The 18,064-nt window shown below is 33.4% G+C and carries 9 protein-coding genes; 4 read left to right on the top strand and 5 right to left on the bottom strand.

Annotated features, from left to right (window positions below; translation table 11 throughout):
* The first annotated feature begins 206 nt into the window (after positions 1 to 206).
* On the top strand, positions 207 to 611 hold the full coding sequence (locus tag J8M14_RS07885; protein WP_211074049.1) for a hypothetical protein: 405 nt from the start codon (positions 207 to 209) through the stop codon (positions 609 to 611).
* A gap of 59 nt (positions 612 to 670) precedes the next feature.
* On the opposite strand, the gene J8M14_RS07880 is transcribed toward J8M14_RS07885, so the two are convergent.
* The 4 genes from J8M14_RS07880 to J8M14_RS07865 all read right to left on the bottom strand — a co-directional run bounded on the left by J8M14_RS07880 (position 671) and on the right by J8M14_RS07865 (position 6,960).
* Positions 671 to 1,618: an OmpA family protein gene (locus tag J8M14_RS07880; RefSeq protein ID WP_211074048.1), complete on the bottom strand. Its 948-nt coding sequence runs from the start codon at positions 1,616 to 1,618 to the stop codon at positions 671 to 673.
* Between the two features lie 90 nt (positions 1,619 to 1,708).
* Positions 1,709 to 2,473 (bottom strand): exodeoxyribonuclease III, encoded by a 765-nt coding sequence (locus J8M14_RS07875; RefSeq protein ID WP_211074047.1) that lies wholly within the window; start codon positions 2,471 to 2,473, stop codon positions 1,709 to 1,711.
* A 363-nt stretch (positions 2,474 to 2,836) separates the two neighbouring features.
* Entirely contained in the window at positions 2,837 to 6,094 is a 3,258-nt protein-coding gene (locus J8M14_RS07870; protein ID WP_211074046.1) for a tetratricopeptide repeat protein, read from the bottom strand.
* A gap of 203 nt (positions 6,095 to 6,297) precedes the next feature.
* Positions 6,298 to 6,960 carry an ATP-binding cassette domain-containing protein gene (locus J8M14_RS07865; protein ID WP_211074045.1) on the bottom strand — a complete coding sequence of 221 codons (663 nt, stop codon included), beginning with the start codon at positions 6,958 to 6,960 and terminating at the stop codon, positions 6,298 to 6,300.
* A gap of 603 nt (positions 6,961 to 7,563) precedes the next feature.
* Here J8M14_RS07865 and J8M14_RS07860 point away from each other — a divergent pair.
* Together J8M14_RS07860 and J8M14_RS07855 are read left to right on the top strand one after the other, a co-directional pair.
* Positions 7,564 to 10,983, top strand: a complete 3,420-nt coding sequence (locus tag J8M14_RS07860) for a hypothetical protein (protein WP_211074044.1) — start codon at positions 7,564 to 7,566, stop codon at positions 10,981 to 10,983.
* Between the two features lie 38 nt (positions 10,984 to 11,021).
* Positions 11,022 to 11,390 (top strand): hypothetical protein, encoded by a 369-nt coding sequence (locus J8M14_RS07855; RefSeq protein WP_211074043.1) that lies wholly within the window; start codon positions 11,022 to 11,024, stop codon positions 11,388 to 11,390.
* Between the two features lie 2 nt (positions 11,391 to 11,392).
* Here the strand turns inward: J8M14_RS07855 and J8M14_RS07850 are convergent, their stop codons facing one another.
* Positions 11,393 to 14,389, bottom strand: a complete 2,997-nt coding sequence (locus J8M14_RS07850) for a T9SS type A sorting domain-containing protein (RefSeq protein WP_211074042.1) — start codon at positions 14,387 to 14,389, stop codon at positions 11,393 to 11,395.
* A 339-nt stretch (positions 14,390 to 14,728) separates the two neighbouring features.
* On the opposite strand from J8M14_RS07850, the gene J8M14_RS07845 reads away from it, so the two are divergent.
* Complete coding sequence (locus J8M14_RS07845) at positions 14,729 to 17,974, top strand: reprolysin-like metallopeptidase (RefSeq protein ID WP_211074041.1); 3,246 nt, start codon at positions 14,729 to 14,731, stop codon at positions 17,972 to 17,974.
* The last annotated feature ends 90 nt before the right edge of the window (positions 17,975 to 18,064 follow it).

Raw genomic sequence — 18,064 nt, 5'->3', positions numbered from 1 at the left:
ATGCTTTTTCAATATATGCATAATTAAGGATTTTATTTTTGTTTACTAAATTCGTGGCACACTTTTTGGAAATTATCAAATAAATTGATTATTTTGAACGAGCGATTAAGGATATTTTAACAATAAAAAGAATGGTATTGCGTTACCATATTATTGAAATATCTAAGAAAGCTTAAAACCAAATTATTTAACACCCAAATATTATTATGAAAAAACTATTTCTACTATTATTCGTGCTAGGTACAGGATTGTCTGTTCAAGCACAACAAAAGAACAACAAAGAGCTAAGTGAACTTTTTCAAACTGAATTATATCCTTTAGCTAAAGACATTTCTGAATATACGGATAAGGTAACCGCTCACGGAAATGTTGTATCAATTGTTAAAAAAACAGGAGTTACTTCATTAGCAAAAAGGAAAGTTGAAGGTATAAATGTAGATGCCCATAGATTTACTCTAATTACTTCTGCAGGTAAAGAAATTTCATTAGGTGGAGATCCACTTTTAGCTAACAAAGTAGTCAATAAATTCCTCGATGTTTTAAGACGTGTTAAAGATAACATGAAAGAGGATAACAGAGAAGAAGTTGAAAACATACTAAATAGTCTTTAATGTAAGTATACAAACAGAATATAAAGAAAAGCTCCCAATTTTGGGAGCTTTTTTATTTATTATATATCATTCAACAGCTTACTAATCTCATCAAGTTTAGGTGTCAGAATTACTTCGATACGTCTGTTCTTGGCTTTGCCTGTTGAGGTTTCGTTAGAAGCAATCGGTGCAAACTCTCCTCGACCAGCAGCAGTAAGATTCTGAGCATCTATCCTACTGTTTTCTAATAAAAGATTTACTATCGCTGTCGCACGTTTAGTAGACAAATCCCAATTACCGGATAATTGAGCATTACCTGTGTAAGGTACATTATCGGTATGACCTTCTATCAATACAGCAATATCAGGGTTTTCGGCCAATACAGAACCTAATTGCTTTACAGCTTGTTTACCTTGTATACCTACAGCCCAACTTCCGGATTCAAATAATAGTTTATTTTCCATAGAAATATAAACCTTACCATCGCGCTCTACCACCGTAAGCCCTTTGCCTTCAAAATTTCTTAAAGCTTTGGATATTGCAGTTTTAAGGCCTTGCATTTTAGCGTCTTGCGCGGCAATTAACCCTTCTAGTTCATCTACTCTTTGAGAACGAGAATCCAAATCTCTTTGTAGCTTATCTAATCGATTACGTTCTGATGCTAGCGCTCTTTCTTTTTCTTCCAGCTGTTTTAGCAATTCTCTATTACGCTTACTGTTTTTTGCAATGGCAGCAGAACTATTTTTTTCTAAAGCATCATAAGAATTCTTTAGATTTTCATAATTAGCTACAGCAGCATCATAATTGCGTTGTAATTCATCCTTTTCAGCCTTTAGTTTTTCATGTTGATCCTGAAGCTGCTTTAGTGCATCTTTTGTTTTTTCAAAACTAGCCAACTCATCTTCCATTTTACGATTTTCTCGCTTCAGACGAGCATATTTGCTTTCTAACTCTTTGTGAACTTTAGCAGAAACACAAGACATCATCAGTGTTCCTGTTATAGCCAATATGGCAATTTTTTTGATCATGCTTTTTTGATTTTAATATCAATTTGACTCTATCGAAAAGTATATCAGTTCTTTAATGACCTTTCGAAGAGCTCAGTGTGACAAATGTTTTTAGACATCTAGTTCGACCATTATCGGGCAATGGTCACTATGTTTTGCCTCTGATAATATAACGCCTCTTTTTAATTTATCTTGTAATGGTTGAGCCACCATTCCGTAATCTAAACGCCATCCTTTGTTATTGTTACGGGCATTAGCACGATAACTCCACCACGAATATTGATGAGGCTCTGAATTAAAATGTCTAAAAGAATCTATAAATCCGCTATCAATAAAATTACCAATCCACTCACGTTCTACAGGTAGAAAACCGGATACATTTTTATTGCGAACAGGATCATGGATGTCAATGGCTTGATGACAAATATTATAATCCCCAAGAATAACCAGATTAGGGTATTCCTTTTTTAGGTTATTAATATATTCCTGGAAATCTGCCATATATTTTAACTTGTGTTCTACTCGTTCTATATTTGAACCACTTGGTAGATATAAGCTCATTACAGAAACACCATTAAAATCAGCTCTAAGGTTCCGACCTTCGTTGTCCATATATTCGATACCGGTACCATATTCAATATGATCAGGTTCTGTTTTGGATAAAATAGCGACTCCACTATATCCTTTTTTCTGAGCACTATACCAATAGTTATATGAATATCCAGCTTTGGTGAATATATCAAGATCTAATTGCTCTTTGGTTGCTTTAATCTCCTGAAGGCAGATTACATCTGGATCAGCTTGTTGTAACCAATCGATAAATCCTTTGTTTAATGCTGCGCGTATTCCGTTTACGTTGTATGATATTATTTTCATTTATTCTTTATTATCTATTTCGTTGTATTCATCTACACTTAGACAAATTGTTATTAACTTATTCTGTAGCAACCTGATTTTTATAGTTGTATTTTTTTAACATTAAACTTATTAGTTCTGATTCTTCCTTTTCATTTTCTTTGCTCGTCCAAAGAAAACGAAACAAAAGAAAAGGCGCTTTTTCCAAGGTATTTTTGGACTAAGCCAAAACCAGATTTATTTTACTAAAATCTTTCCAAGGCTTCAAGATTTTTTAACGTAAAACAAATCTTATACTGGTGGAAAAAGATTTTCAAAGCCCTGCTTTGGAACGTTAACAGACTTTTATAATAAACTTTATTCAAAGTCTTTGGATACTATTATTTAATTGGTCTTTACCCTCTTCTTATACCAAAACAAACTTAGTAAGATAATTGCTAAAATACTAAACCCAAGAATCCAATACAGATAATTAGAATCATTAAATTCGATAGGAGAGGCATCTCCAACTAAATAAAACCCACCCCAATAAAAAGGATCAGTTCTGTTTATTGTTGCTGTATTGAGATGTTTTAATTTAGCTTGTTGCAAAGCTTGCGCTTTGTTCATGCCTTCTTTTAGGTTTGCATAAAAGGACTTCATTAAAGTAGGAGCGATTTGATCATTGACCTCCCAACTGCTTAGCAATAAACTTTTGGTTCCAGCGTATTGAAAAGCATTACCTAAACTCATAATGCCTTCTCCGGTGGCAATTTTACCAGTACCCGTATTACATGCACTCAGTACGGTTAGCTCCGCAGGAATATCTAATGCAAAAAGCTCATGACTGTATAATAAGTTATCTTCTATGGTGTCTTTACTTTTGGTAAAATAGAGCTTAGAATTTTCAGGTCGTTCGTTATCTACATCTCCGTGCAATGCCAGATGCAAAATATTATATTGAGAAGCATTTTTCTTAAAATTAGTTTCATTAGCTTCTGATCCATAAAAATATTGCCCATCAATGATATCTGCGATGGCTTTGATCTCTTCGCGTGTTCCTGGTAGGTCATCATCGGTTCCTCTGAGTACAGCAAGATCCATAGTTTTGGTTTCTACAACATTCGTACTATCCGTAAAAGAAAAAGCAAGGCATTCTTGTAATTTTTCTACAGGTTTATGAGTTTTAAACGAGTTAAATAGCAAAGTTGCGGAATTGGCATAGGTAATGGCATAATCTTTTAAGAGATAAGAAAGCTCTTTTGGATCATTAGAGTCATCATCTTTGGTAAGCAGGAGATCAAAATTAAGATGCCAGAGAGGGCCATCAGGCACTATGATGAGTTCTTTGCCTATAATTTGATCTTTTACAGGAGCAATGAGTGTTTGATATAATTGATAAGCAACATTCTTATACGTTTTAGTATTCTTCTTTAGAACTCCTTCTCTTAGCTGTTCTATTTTCTCTTCGAGTTTTGGAGTAGATAACTCTTTAACATTCAATTCGTTTTTTGAAATGGTAAAAGCATAGGTGATACTATCGGCTACAAAGAACTCTAACAATGTCTGGTTGTCATTCAGATTCTTTTGAACTTCTTTGACAGAAATGACCTCATTATTATATTTTAATTGATGGTATTTTGGGTAGCTTTTCTCCAGAACTTCAGTTAGGGAATCTTGTCTTCTGTTAATGTCGAAGAGTTTGTTTTCGTAATTTGAAAGTTTTGTTGAATCTATTTCCTTTTTAGATATTTCTTTGTTGATTTTGGACTGATAAAAGGCTTTGTCAATTTTGAGTTCTTTTTCCAGACTAATAAAGTTTATTGGTAATCCAGAAAAAGTTTTGGCATCAGCATTGTTTAACAACCCTTTTAATGTAGTTGCTTTACTTTTTTCGGCATAATTAAATACTTGATTAAGAGTTTCTTTGCCTTTGTTATGATTTTGTAATAATAGTTGTGCTTCAATAGCTTCTTTATAGACTTCTTTTGTTTTTTTAGCAAAATTAATTTTATCATTGTATTTGGAATAGGTTCCTCTAATAAAATTAGTCAAAGTATTAATGCTTGAATAAACATTAATACTTTTTTCCAGATTTGTTTTATCCTTATCAATTTTATACTGTGTTTTCAAGGTATTAGCTTTACTTATAAGTGTATTAAGTAAAACTGTTAGATCACGAAAGTTATTTGGGTCTAATTTCTTATTTTTCATTGTATTTGTATCGCCTTTAGAGTTCGAGTTAAATGCTTTTTCGTATTGAGTCAAAGCTTTTTCGTATTGTTTTTTTTGATAGTAACAGTCTCCAATACGTCTATATGCATCTGCTATTTTTTGATTACTTTTTCCAAATGCATTTTCCAGAACTTTCAAAGCATATGTGTAGTTTTTAACCGCGTTATCATAATCTCCTTTTTCTTGATATGTAGTACCAAGATGGAAATAGGATTCTGCTGTTTTTGGAGAGTTATCTCCTAATATAGATGAATACATTTCTAGCCCTTTTTCATGATGTTTTAATGCTTCATCATAATCCATTTTATTTTGATAAACTGTCCCAATACTATGGTTTAACATTCCAATACTTACATGGTTTTCTCCGAAAGCTTTTTTACTTATCGATAGCGCTTTGTCAAAATAAGAAAGAGCTTTATCATTAATTTTTTCTTGCTCAAAAAGAACACCAATATTATAATATGGATTTATGAGTTCAGTATGGCTAGGGTTTAACTTTTCTAATTTGATATTCAGAGATTTTTTTGAGTATTCTAAAGCTTTATCATATTGTCCTTTTAAAAAATACACTCCCCCTATACCGTTGTATGCATTTGATACATAAGGATGATTTTTACCGAATTTTTCAATAAATATTATTAAGGCGTCCTGGAAGTATTCTAGAGCTTTATCATAGTCTCCTCTTTTGGTATATGTGATAGCTATATTACCAAAAAGCGGTGCGATTTTTAAAGATTTTTTTCCGGATTTTTTTATTTGGATATCAATAGCTTTGTTAAAATATTTTAAAGCTTTTTCGTATTCTCCTTTCTGGTTGTAGCTATCTCCTATGCTATTATATGTTAAAACAATTTCTGAATTACTTTTATCATCACTTTTTTTATAAATTAATTCACTTTTTTTAAAGTATTTTATTGCTAAATCATAAGCCGCCTTTCTACTATATACTTGACCAATATTAGTATAAGATTTAGCAAGGTTAAATTTATTTTTTAAAGAAACTTTATTCTTAATATTCAGTGCGTTTTCATAAAAAAACAGTGCGGTTTTATAATCTGATATTGAGTAATAATATTCGCCAATATTATCATAAGCATACGCCTCTTCTTGATTCTCTTTTTTAAGATGTTTCTCACTTATTTTTATAGCTTCTCTAGCGTTTAGTAGAGATGTTTCTAATTTTCGATTTCGCCATTGATTTTCCGATATTCTATTATAACATCCAGCCACTTTTTCCCAAGCCTCGGCTTTTTCATAAATAGGCAAAGCTTTTTTAAAATAGACAATAGAGCTATCCAGTTTTCTTTCGGTTAATAGTGAATCCGCCTTTTTATAATATTGAGAAGCCAGAATTGTATCATTTGCAGTTTGTGCAGAGGAAGTAATGGTGATTATTATGAATAGAACAAACAGATTTAAAAGTTTCATAGGGGTATGTCTTAATAAAGTTGTAGCTAAGATATTCTAAAATCATAAAAACGATTATATTCTTGAGGTATTATTAGTGAAACTCTATTTTGAAAATCCGCCTTAGGTGGAGAGTTCAAAATAGATAGTTGAACCTGCCTACCTGGTGGATGACAGGCAGGCTAATCCCGCTTTTTCAACGGGATCTTTGGTTTAAGACCCTTTTAAGATCTTAGATATCCTTTGTCTTTTAAGTCTTGTATGTTATGTATTTCGTGAGTTTTTCCTTCTTTGATTAGAATATTTCTGTCTGTTACTTCTAATACATCACGATAATAGTGATCTGTTACAATGATTCCTTTCTTATCCTTTAATGATAATAGTAGATTTTTTATTAAATCTTTATACATAGGCTGAATCATAGAAAAAGGCTCATCTAACATTAAGAACTGATGATTTAAGTGAGCTAATATTAAAACCTCTAAATATCTTAGTTCTCCCAGAGATAATTTTCCTACTTTTCGGGTTTCTATTTTATAAATCCCTTCTGAATAGAAGATTCTGTCTTGATCATCTCCATCAGGAAATAAAAGTGGAATGATATTTCTTACCGTTTTTTCTTTTGGTAAAAACGAATCCTGAGGAAGATACCCTATGCTACCATCTGTAATTACTTTTTTCGGTGATATACGAGTTTTATTAATAAGTATTTCTGCAGAATTGGCTTTTAGGGTTCCAAAAATACATTTAAGCAATGTTGATTTTCCTGTGCCATTTTTTCCAAATATTCCTAAAATTTCTCCAGTATGACATTGTATAGAGATATCGTTAAGCACGATATTTTTACCAAAGGATTTATTTAGATTTTTTATGTATAAACTATTCACGAATCTAAAAATTTAAAAATCAGTAGAAATAAAGCTATAGGAAAAACGAACATCAGATTTATTAAAAATACTATAATCAAGAGCGTAGGTTTTGAAAACCCTAAATTATGATATAAGTAATACTCATCATTCTTAAAGACCTTAAAACACTGTCTGCCGATTAAAATGCCAATGGTGCTAAACATAAAAACACCCCATCCAAAACCAACAATAAGAGACATAAAAAGACAAAAAGTAAAATTGTACATATTTATATCACACCAGTATTTCCAGATTGCTCTATAGTAATACATCAACATTTTTTTTGAGTTGGCAAGATAACCAAACGCTGTTTTTATCGTTATTAAATACACAATTTCCTGACCAATGTTGCACAAACCAAAGCTAATAGTGCCTGGTTGGAGATAGACGATTTTTATAATTTGAGGTATTTTTGATGAAATTTTGATTTTTCTTTTACGAAGTAGATGCCTTAGCATCAAACGAGTAAAAAAAACTTAAATTTCGCAAAAAGGTGCAAATTTGATATTGTTGTATTTCCGGCCAGACACTATAAAAGAAGTTTACTATAATAACAAAGGCTGAAAAGCTTTAGTTTTGTACATGATGCGTATCATTAAGGTTTTAGGTATTTTACTCTTTTTCGGTATAGGTTCTGCTTGGGGACAAGATACTTCTATTCATTTTAGAAGTAAGAAAGTTCAGGTTCAGGATACGATTCGTATTGATTCAGTAAGTATTAATTCTTTTGATTTTAAGGTGTTTACTAAAAACAATGAGTTAATTGAAAGCGCTTTATATAAAGCTAATTTCGAGAATGCAGCACTGTTACTTTCCCCAAAGGTTTTGTCAGAAAATGATTCGATCACTATTCACTATTATCGATACCCGGATTTTTTAACTAAAAAATATTTCGAGTTTGACCCTTCCTTGATTGTTGAACGAAAAGGAGATCTACAAAAACTGTATAGTTTATCTGAAGCTAGAAATAAAACTGAATTCAGGCCTTTTGATGGACTCACTACAAACGGAAGTATTTCTAGAGGAGTTACCGTAGGAAGTAATCAAAACACAGTTTTGAATTCTGAATTAGATTTACAGATTTCTGGTAAGATCAGTGATAATATTTCGCTCCGAGCTTCGATACAAGATGCAAACGTGCCAGTACAGCAGAGTGGATATTCTCAAAACTTGGATGAGTTTGATCAAGTGTTTATCGAATTATACAGTAAAAATTGGAATATTAGAGCAGGAGATGTACAATTACAAAACACGACAAGCTACTTCAATCGATTTACCAAAAATGTACAAGGGATTTCTATAAACGGAACACTTCATCACCCCGAATCCAAAACAGATCTTTTTGCTTCCGGAGCATTGGTAAGAGGTGTATTTACTCGTAGTCAATTTACAGGTCAGGAAGGTAATCAAGGTCCTTATAAATTAACAGGGCCCAATGGAGAACTTTTTATCCTTATTGTATCAGGAAGTGAACGTGTGTATGTAAATGGACTGCTTTTAGAACGTGGAGAAAACAAAGATTATATCATTGATTATAATGCTGGTGAAGTACGTTTTAACCCGACATATCCAATTACTTCTGATATGAGGATATCTATAGAATATCAAACCACAGACCGAAGCTATTCTAGAATTATCGTATATGGTGGAGGAAGTCACCAGAGTGAGAAGTTAAAAATAGGTGCTTCTGTATATTCAGAAAATGATGCTAAAAATCAACCTTTGCAGCAGAACCTAAATGATCCTCAAAGAGAAATTTTATCCAATGCAGGTGATGATCGTACACAGATGATTTCACCATCAGCAGTGCCGGATACTTTTAGTGAAAATAAAATTTTATATCGAAGAGATATTGTTGATGGACAAGAAATCTTTGTGTTTTCTAATAACCCTGAAGATGAATTGTTTAATGTGCGTTTCTCTTTGGTTGGGGATAACCAAGGTGATTATATTATTGGAGATGTGAATACGATAAGTAGAATTTTTGAATATGTTGCTCCGGTTAATGGGATTCCACAAGGTAATTTTGCCCCTGTAATTCAGTTGCAAGCGCCGACAAAAATACAAACTGCAGTAGTGCAAGGGTCGTACATTCCTAATGAGAAAACTTCGATTACATTCGAGATTGCAGGGAGTAAAAACGATCTGAATTTGTTTTCTGACCTAGACGATGATGATAATGATGGAGTAGCAGGAAGAGTGCAATTACAACAACGAATTTTTGCCAGAGACAGTAGCTGGTCGATGAATGCATTGGCCAATGGAGATTATATTCAGGATCGGTTTAAAAGTGTGGAACGTATTTATAATGTAGAATTCAACCGTGACTGGAACCTGAATAACCCCTTAGGTGATCAACAATTTCTAACCTCTGGCGTGGAGTTACTTCATCCTGAAAAAGGTTTTGCTCGTTATTCTTTTCAGCATTTAAATTTTTCTGAAAACTATAACGGGAATCGTCATAATCTAAATTCTGATCTGGCATTTAAAAGAATTAAAACTTCGATGCACGCTAGTTTATTGAATAGTAAAAATGAACAGTTAGATTCCAGATTTTTTAGGATGTATGGTCGATTAGCATATAGTTTTCCTAAAAACTGGATTGGTACCAATGTAGCAATAGAAGAAAATAAAGAGATTAATCTTAGTGATCAAACATTTACATTAAATACACAACGATTTAAATCTTATGAAGTATATGCTGGAGTAGGTGATAGTACCAAAATTTATGCAGAATTAGGATATAGATACCGACTTAATGATAGTGTAAGGAATAATAAACTAGATCAGATTAGTGTTTCGAATACCTATTATTTAAAATCAAATTTGATAAACTCTTCCAATACTCAATTGTCGTTATTTGTCAATTATAGAAGATTGGATAATGAAGATCAAAATACAGACGATGAACAATCATTGAATTCTAGATTGTTATACAATCAACGATTTTTTAGCAACAAGATCAATTGGAATACTGTTTTCGAAACTAATAGTGGAACATTGCCCCAACAAGAGTTTACCTATGTAGAGGTTGATCCGGGGTTGGGAACTTACACCTGGAATGATTATAATAGTAATGGAATTCAGGAATTGGAGGAATTCGAGATTGCTCAATTTACCGATGAAGCAACATACCTAAGAGTTTTGTTGCCTAATCAGATATTCGTAAAAACACATCAGAATCGATTAAGCCAAATTATTACTTTGAATCCTTTGTCCTGGTCAGGATCGGAGAGTAAAACCAAAAAACTACTATCACATTTCTACAATCAGACCTCTTATATTGTTGATAGAAAAAATCTGAGAGAGAACAATTCTTTTGAACTAAACCCTTTCCGCGAAAGCGATAATGAATTGGCTTTGAATCTAAGTTTTAGAAACACTCTATTCTTTAATCGTGGTAAACAACGATATACGACTTCCTACACATACCTTTCCTCCAGAAACACCAATCTTTTGGTAACGGGGCTTCAGGAGAATACCTTGAAAAATCACCAATTTACGTTTACCCATAAAATGGCAAAGACATGGCTTTTTGACTTAAAGAATGAGTTGTTGGAAACAGAGAGTATTGCTGAAAATTTTGCAAATAGAAATTACCTTTTAGAAGGAATTAAAATAGAACCTAAATTATCTTATCTGTTATCTGATCGAACGCAGTTCAGTGCTTTTTATTTATTTAATGACCAAGAAAACGAATCTGGGGTTGAAGCTTTATCACAACAAAAATTGGGAGTTTCTTTTGCCTATGCTAATAAACAACAAATGTCGATTTCAGGAGAGTTTAATTACTTTGATAATGATTTTACTGGAAATGCCTTCTCACCCGTTGGATATCAGTTGCTTAATGGTTTGCAGCCTGGCGATAATTATACCTGGTCTCTGCTGGCACAAAAGAAATTGACCAAATATCTAGATCTTAATGTGTCTTATTTAGGAAGAAAAAGTGAAGCTTCTTCTACAATTCATACGGGAAGTGTACAATTAAGAGCATATTTCTAATATTTTTTCTGATCTTTATATTTCAAAATCAAATCATTATGAACGGGCTTATAAAAATTTGTTGTTTTATTGTAGTATTTAATTTTATCGCTTGTGGGACAAAAATTAGCTCCGAAGGAAAAGAAGAACAAGCACCAAAGGAAAGTGCTCAACAAATAAGTTCTCAAAAGATGAATGAACAAGGCTTTAGCAAAGGAACTATTACTTTGGGTAAATCAGAAGGTTGCCCACATATTCTTAATGTAGAAGAGTATAAAGATAATCTGGATCCAATTAATTTAAAGGATTTTTTTAAGGATGGTATTCCAGATAAAGTATGGGTAAAGTTTGCAAGCCTGAGAATGCCAAGCAGATGTACTGAGGCCAGACCTGTTTCTATTATAGAAATTAGTAAACGTTCTGAATAGTTTTATTTAACTATAAAACTCTTAGATCTATTGTTTTCATTACCTCCGAAACGCACAAAATAGATACCAGTACTGGCATAAGACATATCTAAGTTGGGGTAGATAAATGTTCCATTCGGGTTTTTTAAAACCATTTTGGATACAATTAATTGACCGGTAATAGAAAACACATATAGGCGTAATTCATTTGGAGCATTAGAATCACTCATTACGATGTCAAATAAATCATCGTCTTTGCCAATAATAACAACATCAGTAATAGGAGAGGTGTTTTCTCCTATATCTACAGTATAGTCATGGGTGGTTCCAAAATCCATGGCTCCACAAGGGTCATTCAATGGCGCGCCATTGTTATTAGAAGTGTCTCCAGCACGAACTCTCATAGTATGTCTTCCGGGTATAGTATTAGGACCTAATACTATAGTAAAATTAAGATCAATATTAGCATTAGAGAGTATTGCATTACTAAGAATTAGTTCGGTCGCCTCAAAAACTGAATTGTCATTAAAATCGATCCATATGGACATTTTTTCTTCATCATTTCGGGCAAATCCAGTTCGTACGTCTAAAGAATAAATTCCTAGAGATTTGTCTAGATTGATAATTAAATCCGTAAAATCCTCATATCCTGTATTGCAAGAAATAATGGTGTTTGAAATATTAGATAATGTAAAAGATGTTAATCCATCACCAAATTGGGAACAATTAGAAATAGGAGAACACAATTCGTGAATTATTTCTTGAGTAATTGAATCATTTGTATTATCCTGATCGTTATCCAAATTAGTGCCTAATTGAAAAACGTATGTATTAAATTCTGAAAGGTCAACAGTTTGCGAGAATGTATATTGAGCAGATTCTCCGGAGTTAATAGTGCCAGTAAAAACTTCATTGATTTGTTGTCCTGAATCTAAAATATAATATACTGGTATATCAGATTGTTCTACCCCACCAAAGTTTTGAATTAAAATGGTAACAGATTGAGTGGCAGAAAACCCGCCTCCTGAAACAGGAGAAATCAAAGCCGAAACTCCTACATCATTGGGGAGTAAGTTTTTTACATTACTACTTGCACAATCATTTTGCGGCATAGTATCATTAGACAAATTAGTCTCTGCGTCTATTATAAAACTCGTTCCTGATGATAAGTTTGTAGTAGTGTTGAAAGAAAAAGAAGTTGTCTGTCCACCAGCTAAAGATCCTGTAAAAATCTCTTCTATTGGAGTGCTACCATTAATTGAATAACTGATAGGGATATTTGTTTGAGTTGTTGTACCAAAATTCTTTATCGTAACCGAAATCACTTCTGCATTGGTAAGTGTAGCATCTGTAGGACTATCAATACTTACGACACCTACATCATTAGTAACATCGGATGCAATTTTAAAAACACCCACAATATTTCTGGCATTATCTCCGGTGTTTTCAAAATATTCTGCAATATGCCAAAAAGTACTATCATCAATAGGGTCAACGGTGATTTGAGCATAGTCTCCATAACGTTCACCGCCGTTTCGTTGTATATCTGTTCCGATAATAATATCCTGTTCTGAGAAAGTCATGGTTCCCGATGGGTCATCAGCCAACCTACCTGTATATCTAATGGATGGAAAACTATCTTCATTGGCCAAATTGGCAACTGTACCCATAGTAGTATAAGCCATCCCAATATTACCAAATATGTCCATTGCTAAACTGGCACACCACGCACTTTTTCCATTCGGAGAAGCATGGGTTCCTTCCTGAAAAACAGTCCAAGGTTGCCCATCGCCATTTTGTCTTAATTCATACCATCTAATGGCTGAAATATTATCAGAATTAGGTCTGTCATCAATATCTATTGCAAAATTGAGCAAAACAGAATTATAATCACAAAATCTTCTATAATTAGTGGCATACATTACTGTGCCTTGTAATACATCTATATCTAAGCTGCCTTCTTCAGGTTGAGGTAAGTTGCTGAAAGAAGTACCATCAAATACCGAGTCAAAGGCTGTAATATCTCCCCCACTTACCGTTAATTCTTCTGCTTCAGTAATTGTCGATAGGCTAGGACTAGCCCAATTTATATTAATTGTCCAAAGTTTTAATGCATCTTCAGTAACTCCTTGCCAGGAATCATCCTGAAAGTAAATTATTCTTGCATCTCCTGGTGGTGGAGGCGTATTTCCCATGGCATTAAAACCAGCAGGGCTGTAAAACCCTCCAATTCTTGCTCCAGGAAGAGGAAAACCAACCATCTGTGCATTAGAGGCACCGGCTAACATTTTTTCTCTTTCAATTACAAAAACGACTTCACTTGTTTGTTGCGTTCCCTGATCTTTATTGGCAGTAACATAATATCCATCTGACCAAATGGAAAATTTGGTATAGTCCGGAAAAGAGCCGGTATTAAACCTATACGTAAACCAACCATCATTTACAGGATCAGAACCTTGACAAACCGCTACTAAAAAACCATTGGGAGAATCTGAAAATTGGGTAATCACAAAACGATCTGCAAAACTATCATAAAATACTATCGGATCTCCTAGCGTTTCTCTGGGAAAAATATTAGCTAATGACGTAGATTGAACCAATACCGTTCCATTTTTATCATGAATTGTAAAGGCAGAATTTCTAGCGCTTACATAGTGATTAGGCCCTACGGCACCGGTTGGGTCAGAAGGAGCCCTGAATGTAGAAGAGGCTTCAAAAACTAGAGAAGGGGTTTTACTTGTCCTTAGATTTTGAGCATTTTCTTGTTTATTAAGTAAAGCATCCTTGCCTTTTGGCAGCCCTTTTCCAGGTACTACTCTATTGGCATCTTTTTGTTTAGGGTTGATTTCTCCAGTACGTAGAGTTTCTGGAATTAGCTTTTTGCCAATTAGTGGACCTACAGGTTTCATTAGGGTAGATTCAGATATTAATGTGGCTCTAAGCTGTTCTTTTTTTTCTTGAGAATAGCCAACAAAAGACATTAATAGTATAAGAATAATTATAATCTTTTTCAATAGCATAGCAGATGCATTATAATTAAAAAAATCTTAGTTGACTGACTAAAATACAATTAAACTTGAAAACCCTGTCAGAAATGACTTGTTAGTTCTGAGAAATACAGCTAATTTTTATATAGACAATATGGATTGTAGTTGAATTTTTTTTTCGATTTTTACAACTTTTAATTCACCCTTAATAATTAATTTCTTACAATTATGAACTATAAGATTACTTCAAAGTTCAACTCTTTTTTTATCAGTATTTTGATAACCTTGAGTTTTTCAAGTGCATATTCACAAAATGATATATGGGTAGAATCCAAAGAGAGTAATAAGAAAATGAGTGAGTTATTCAAAAAAATGAACAATAACTATTTTAAAGTTTTTGATCTTGATTTTGAAAAAATGAATCAAAAATTACAGCAAGCTCCATTAAGGAGTGTCTCTACAAGGAAATCTAATGTTTTGATTTCTTTTCCTGATTCTCAGGGAAAAATATCTGAATATAATGTAGTAGAAACTTCGATTTTTTCATCAACCGATAACACATATCAACATCCAAACATAAAAACATATATAGGGTTCAGAACTGATAACTCAGGAACTCGGGTTAGGTTTAGTGTGACGCCTCAGGGATTAAAGGCAATGATTTCTGAACCAGGAAGAGAAACTATATTTATCCAGCCTATAACCAAAAAGTCGAAAAAAAGATATTTAATATATAGTAAATCAGCAAAAAATGATTCAACCGATAATTTCAGATGTTTAACAAAAAATTTAAAAAACAATAAAAATACTGATGCTTTAGTAACCAGCAAAGATGCGAATGATCAGATTTTAAGAACATTTAGAATTGCTATAACTACAACAAATGAATACACTGCTTTTTGGGATGATGGAGATGCTAGTAATGGAGATGCGAGAGTTGATGCTTTAGCACAAGTAGTATCTACATTAAATAGGGTAAATGAAGTTTTTGAAGTTGATATGGCAATAACATTTGTTTTGGTAGATACTGCCGATGATCCTGCTTTAGATTTAATTTATTCCGAAACAGATCCATATAATATTGAAGCTCCAACCCTTTTTGCAGACATTCACACTAATTTAGTAAATACTGTAGGGCTGCCTGATTTTGATTTAGGTCATTTGTTTGCATATGATCCGAACCAGAGTAATGGTGCGGCTCCAGGAAATATATGTGATGACACTGTTGATGGTAATGGTATTGCCAAAGGAAGTGCTTTTTCTGCACATACATTTTTGGATAATGATGGAGGTCCTTACATGTCAGATTTTTTTGATATTGACTTTGTACCTCATGAAATTGGTCATCAAATGGGTGCTAATCATACGTGGTCATTTCAATCAGAAGGTGCAGGGGTAAATATGGAGCCTGGAAGTGGAACGACAATTATGGGATACGCCGGTATAACAGGTAGAAATGACGTGCAAGATCATAGTGATCCTTATTTTCATTATGCAAGTATTGATCAAATATTAAATGCAGTGAGTGTACCAGGTAATTGTGCTGTTACTACCCCAATAAGTAATAATCCTCCAATCGCTAACGCCGGTCCTGACTACATCATTCCAAATGGAACTCCATTTATCTTAAAAGGATCTGCAACAGATACTGATAATGGGGATATCCTTACGTATACTTGGGAACAGATAGATGATGGTGTAACGACTAATACTAATTTTACCTCAACTAAAACAACAGGAGCTGTTTGGAGATCCAGACCTCCTAGTACCAGTCCTAATAGATATATGCCTATTTTAGAAAGAGTTTTAACGGGACAACTAACTGAATCCAATCCTGTGGAAACTTTGGAAAACACTTCTTGGGAAACTGTGTCTACTGTTGCGAGGGAATTAAATTTTGGATTGACTGTAAGGGATCGTTCTGTTATAGGAGGAGTTGGACAAACTCCTCAATCTGACTTTGATGAAATGAAGGTTACAGTAGATGGATCAGCAGGACCTTTTGTGGTAACTTCTCAGACAACGAATGTGTTTTGGCCAGTAGCATCTACTCAAACTGTCACTTGGGATGTAGCAGGAACAGATTCCGGAGTCATTAATACACCCACAGTTAATATTTTATTATCTGTTGATGGAGGGCAATCATTTTCATTGACACTAGCTTCGGGTGTTCTTAATGATGGGTCTCAAGAGGTAGTTGTTCCACAAATAATTAATAATACCACAGCTGCCAGAATCAAGGTTGAAGCCAATGATAACATATTCTATGCAGTAAATAGTTCAAACTTTACGATAGAAACCACAGAGTTTAATATAACAGTTTCTAATCCGACTGTAGATGTTTGTTTGCCAAATGACGAGATAGTTTACAATTTTATTTATAATAGCTTTTCAGGATTTAGTGATACTACTGTTTTTTCTGTTTTGGGGTTACCAGGGGCATTTTTAGCTACTATTAATCCAATCTCTACCAACCAGGATAACACCACGGGTACGATAACAATTTCTGGAATTTCTGATCTTACGACTGGAGTTTATAATTTTTCGTTGCAAGGAACATCTGGTTCTATAGTTAAATCAACAGATCTGTCATTTAATGTGTATCCTGAGATGCTTAGTCCAGTCACTCTTTCTAGTCCAGAAGATGCGGCGAGTAATATCTCATTAACTACAGAGTTAACTTGGGAGGCAAATGTTACAGCAAGTAATTATTTTATAGAAATTGCTACAAATCAAGATTTTACAACAGTAATAGAATCTAGCAATGTGCAAGCAACATCATATACTGCTGCATCATTAAATGATTCTACACAATATTTTTGGAGAGTAACAGCCTCTAATTCGTGTGATACTGCAGAAGCTTCTGCTGTTAATAGCTTTACTACTTTGGGATGTAATACTTATAATTCAACAGAAAATAATATTACAATTCCTGATAATGGAGGTCCTGATCCCCATATAATAACTTCTACTATTACAGTATCAGAACCTATAGAAATTGATGATGTTAATGTGACTGTTAATGTTCAACATGCTTGGGCAGAAGATATAGCGCTAAGATTAACTTCTCCTGAAGGCACTCAAGTAATTTTATTAAATAGAAGCTGCGATGGTACTGATGACATTGCAGTAACTTTTGATGATCAAGCAGATGGCACATTGGTTTGTAGTAATACACCTCCTGCAATTGCAGGTGTTGTTCAATCACAAACGCCTTTATCAATATTAAAAGATCAGAATGCCCTAGGAGATTGGATCCTTGAAATCATAGACATTTTTCCTGACCAAGATGGAGGAGAGTTTTTGAATTTCTCTATTGAGATTTGCGGGGTGAATCCTGTACTAAGTGTTGATGAATTTAGTGAAGATTTTGACCTTTCGATATGGCCAAACCCTTCTCAGGGTCAACTTAATGTATCCTTAAACTTAGAAAATAATGAAGCAGTACATTTTCATTTGTATGATCTAGGCGGTCGTTTGATTAACCAACAGTCGTTTAGTAATCCTACTAATTCTTTCAAAGAACTGCTACAATTTGATAATTTAGATCCTTCTTTGTATATATTGAGTATCGAAAATGGAAAGAAAAAAATGTATCGAAGGATCGTTTTTCAATAAAATAATTTGGACTAAAAGTAACAATGCTTTTATAATATTTTGGAGTATAGGTATAAAAAAGACCTAATTACAATTAAACCGGAAAACCCT

This window comes from Aquimarina sp. MMG016 (genome assembly GCF_018100805.1).
Lineage (GTDB): Bacteria > Bacteroidota > Bacteroidia > Flavobacteriales > Flavobacteriaceae > Aquimarina.
The sequence above is the reverse complement of the archived record's forward strand: the minus strand, read 5'-3'. Positions and strand labels throughout refer to the sequence as shown.

Coding starts and splice junctions, on each gene's coding strand:
- J8M14_RS07880 (WP_211074048.1), bottom strand. CDS start 1,618: ATGATCAAAAAAATTGCCATATTGGCTATAACAGGAACACTGATGATG.
- J8M14_RS07875 (WP_211074047.1), bottom strand. CDS start 2,473: ATGAAAATAATATCATACAACGTAAACGGAATACGCGCAGCATTAAAC.
- J8M14_RS07845 (WP_211074041.1), top strand. CDS start 14,729: ATGAACAATAACTATTTTAAAGTTTTTGATCTTGATTTTGAAAAAATG.
- J8M14_RS07885 (WP_211074049.1), top strand. CDS start 207: ATGAAAAAACTATTTCTACTATTATTCGTGCTAGGTACAGGATTGTCT.
- J8M14_RS07850 (WP_211074042.1), bottom strand. CDS start 14,389: ATGCTATTGAAAAAGATTATAATTATTCTTATACTATTAATGTCTTTT.
- J8M14_RS07870 (WP_211074046.1), bottom strand. CDS start 6,094: ATGAAACTTTTAAATCTGTTTGTTCTATTCATAATAATCACCATTACT.
- J8M14_RS07855 (WP_211074043.1), top strand. CDS start 11,022: ATGAACGGGCTTATAAAAATTTGTTGTTTTATTGTAGTATTTAATTTT.
- J8M14_RS07860 (WP_211074044.1), top strand. CDS start 7,564: ATGATGCGTATCATTAAGGTTTTAGGTATTTTACTCTTTTTCGGTATA.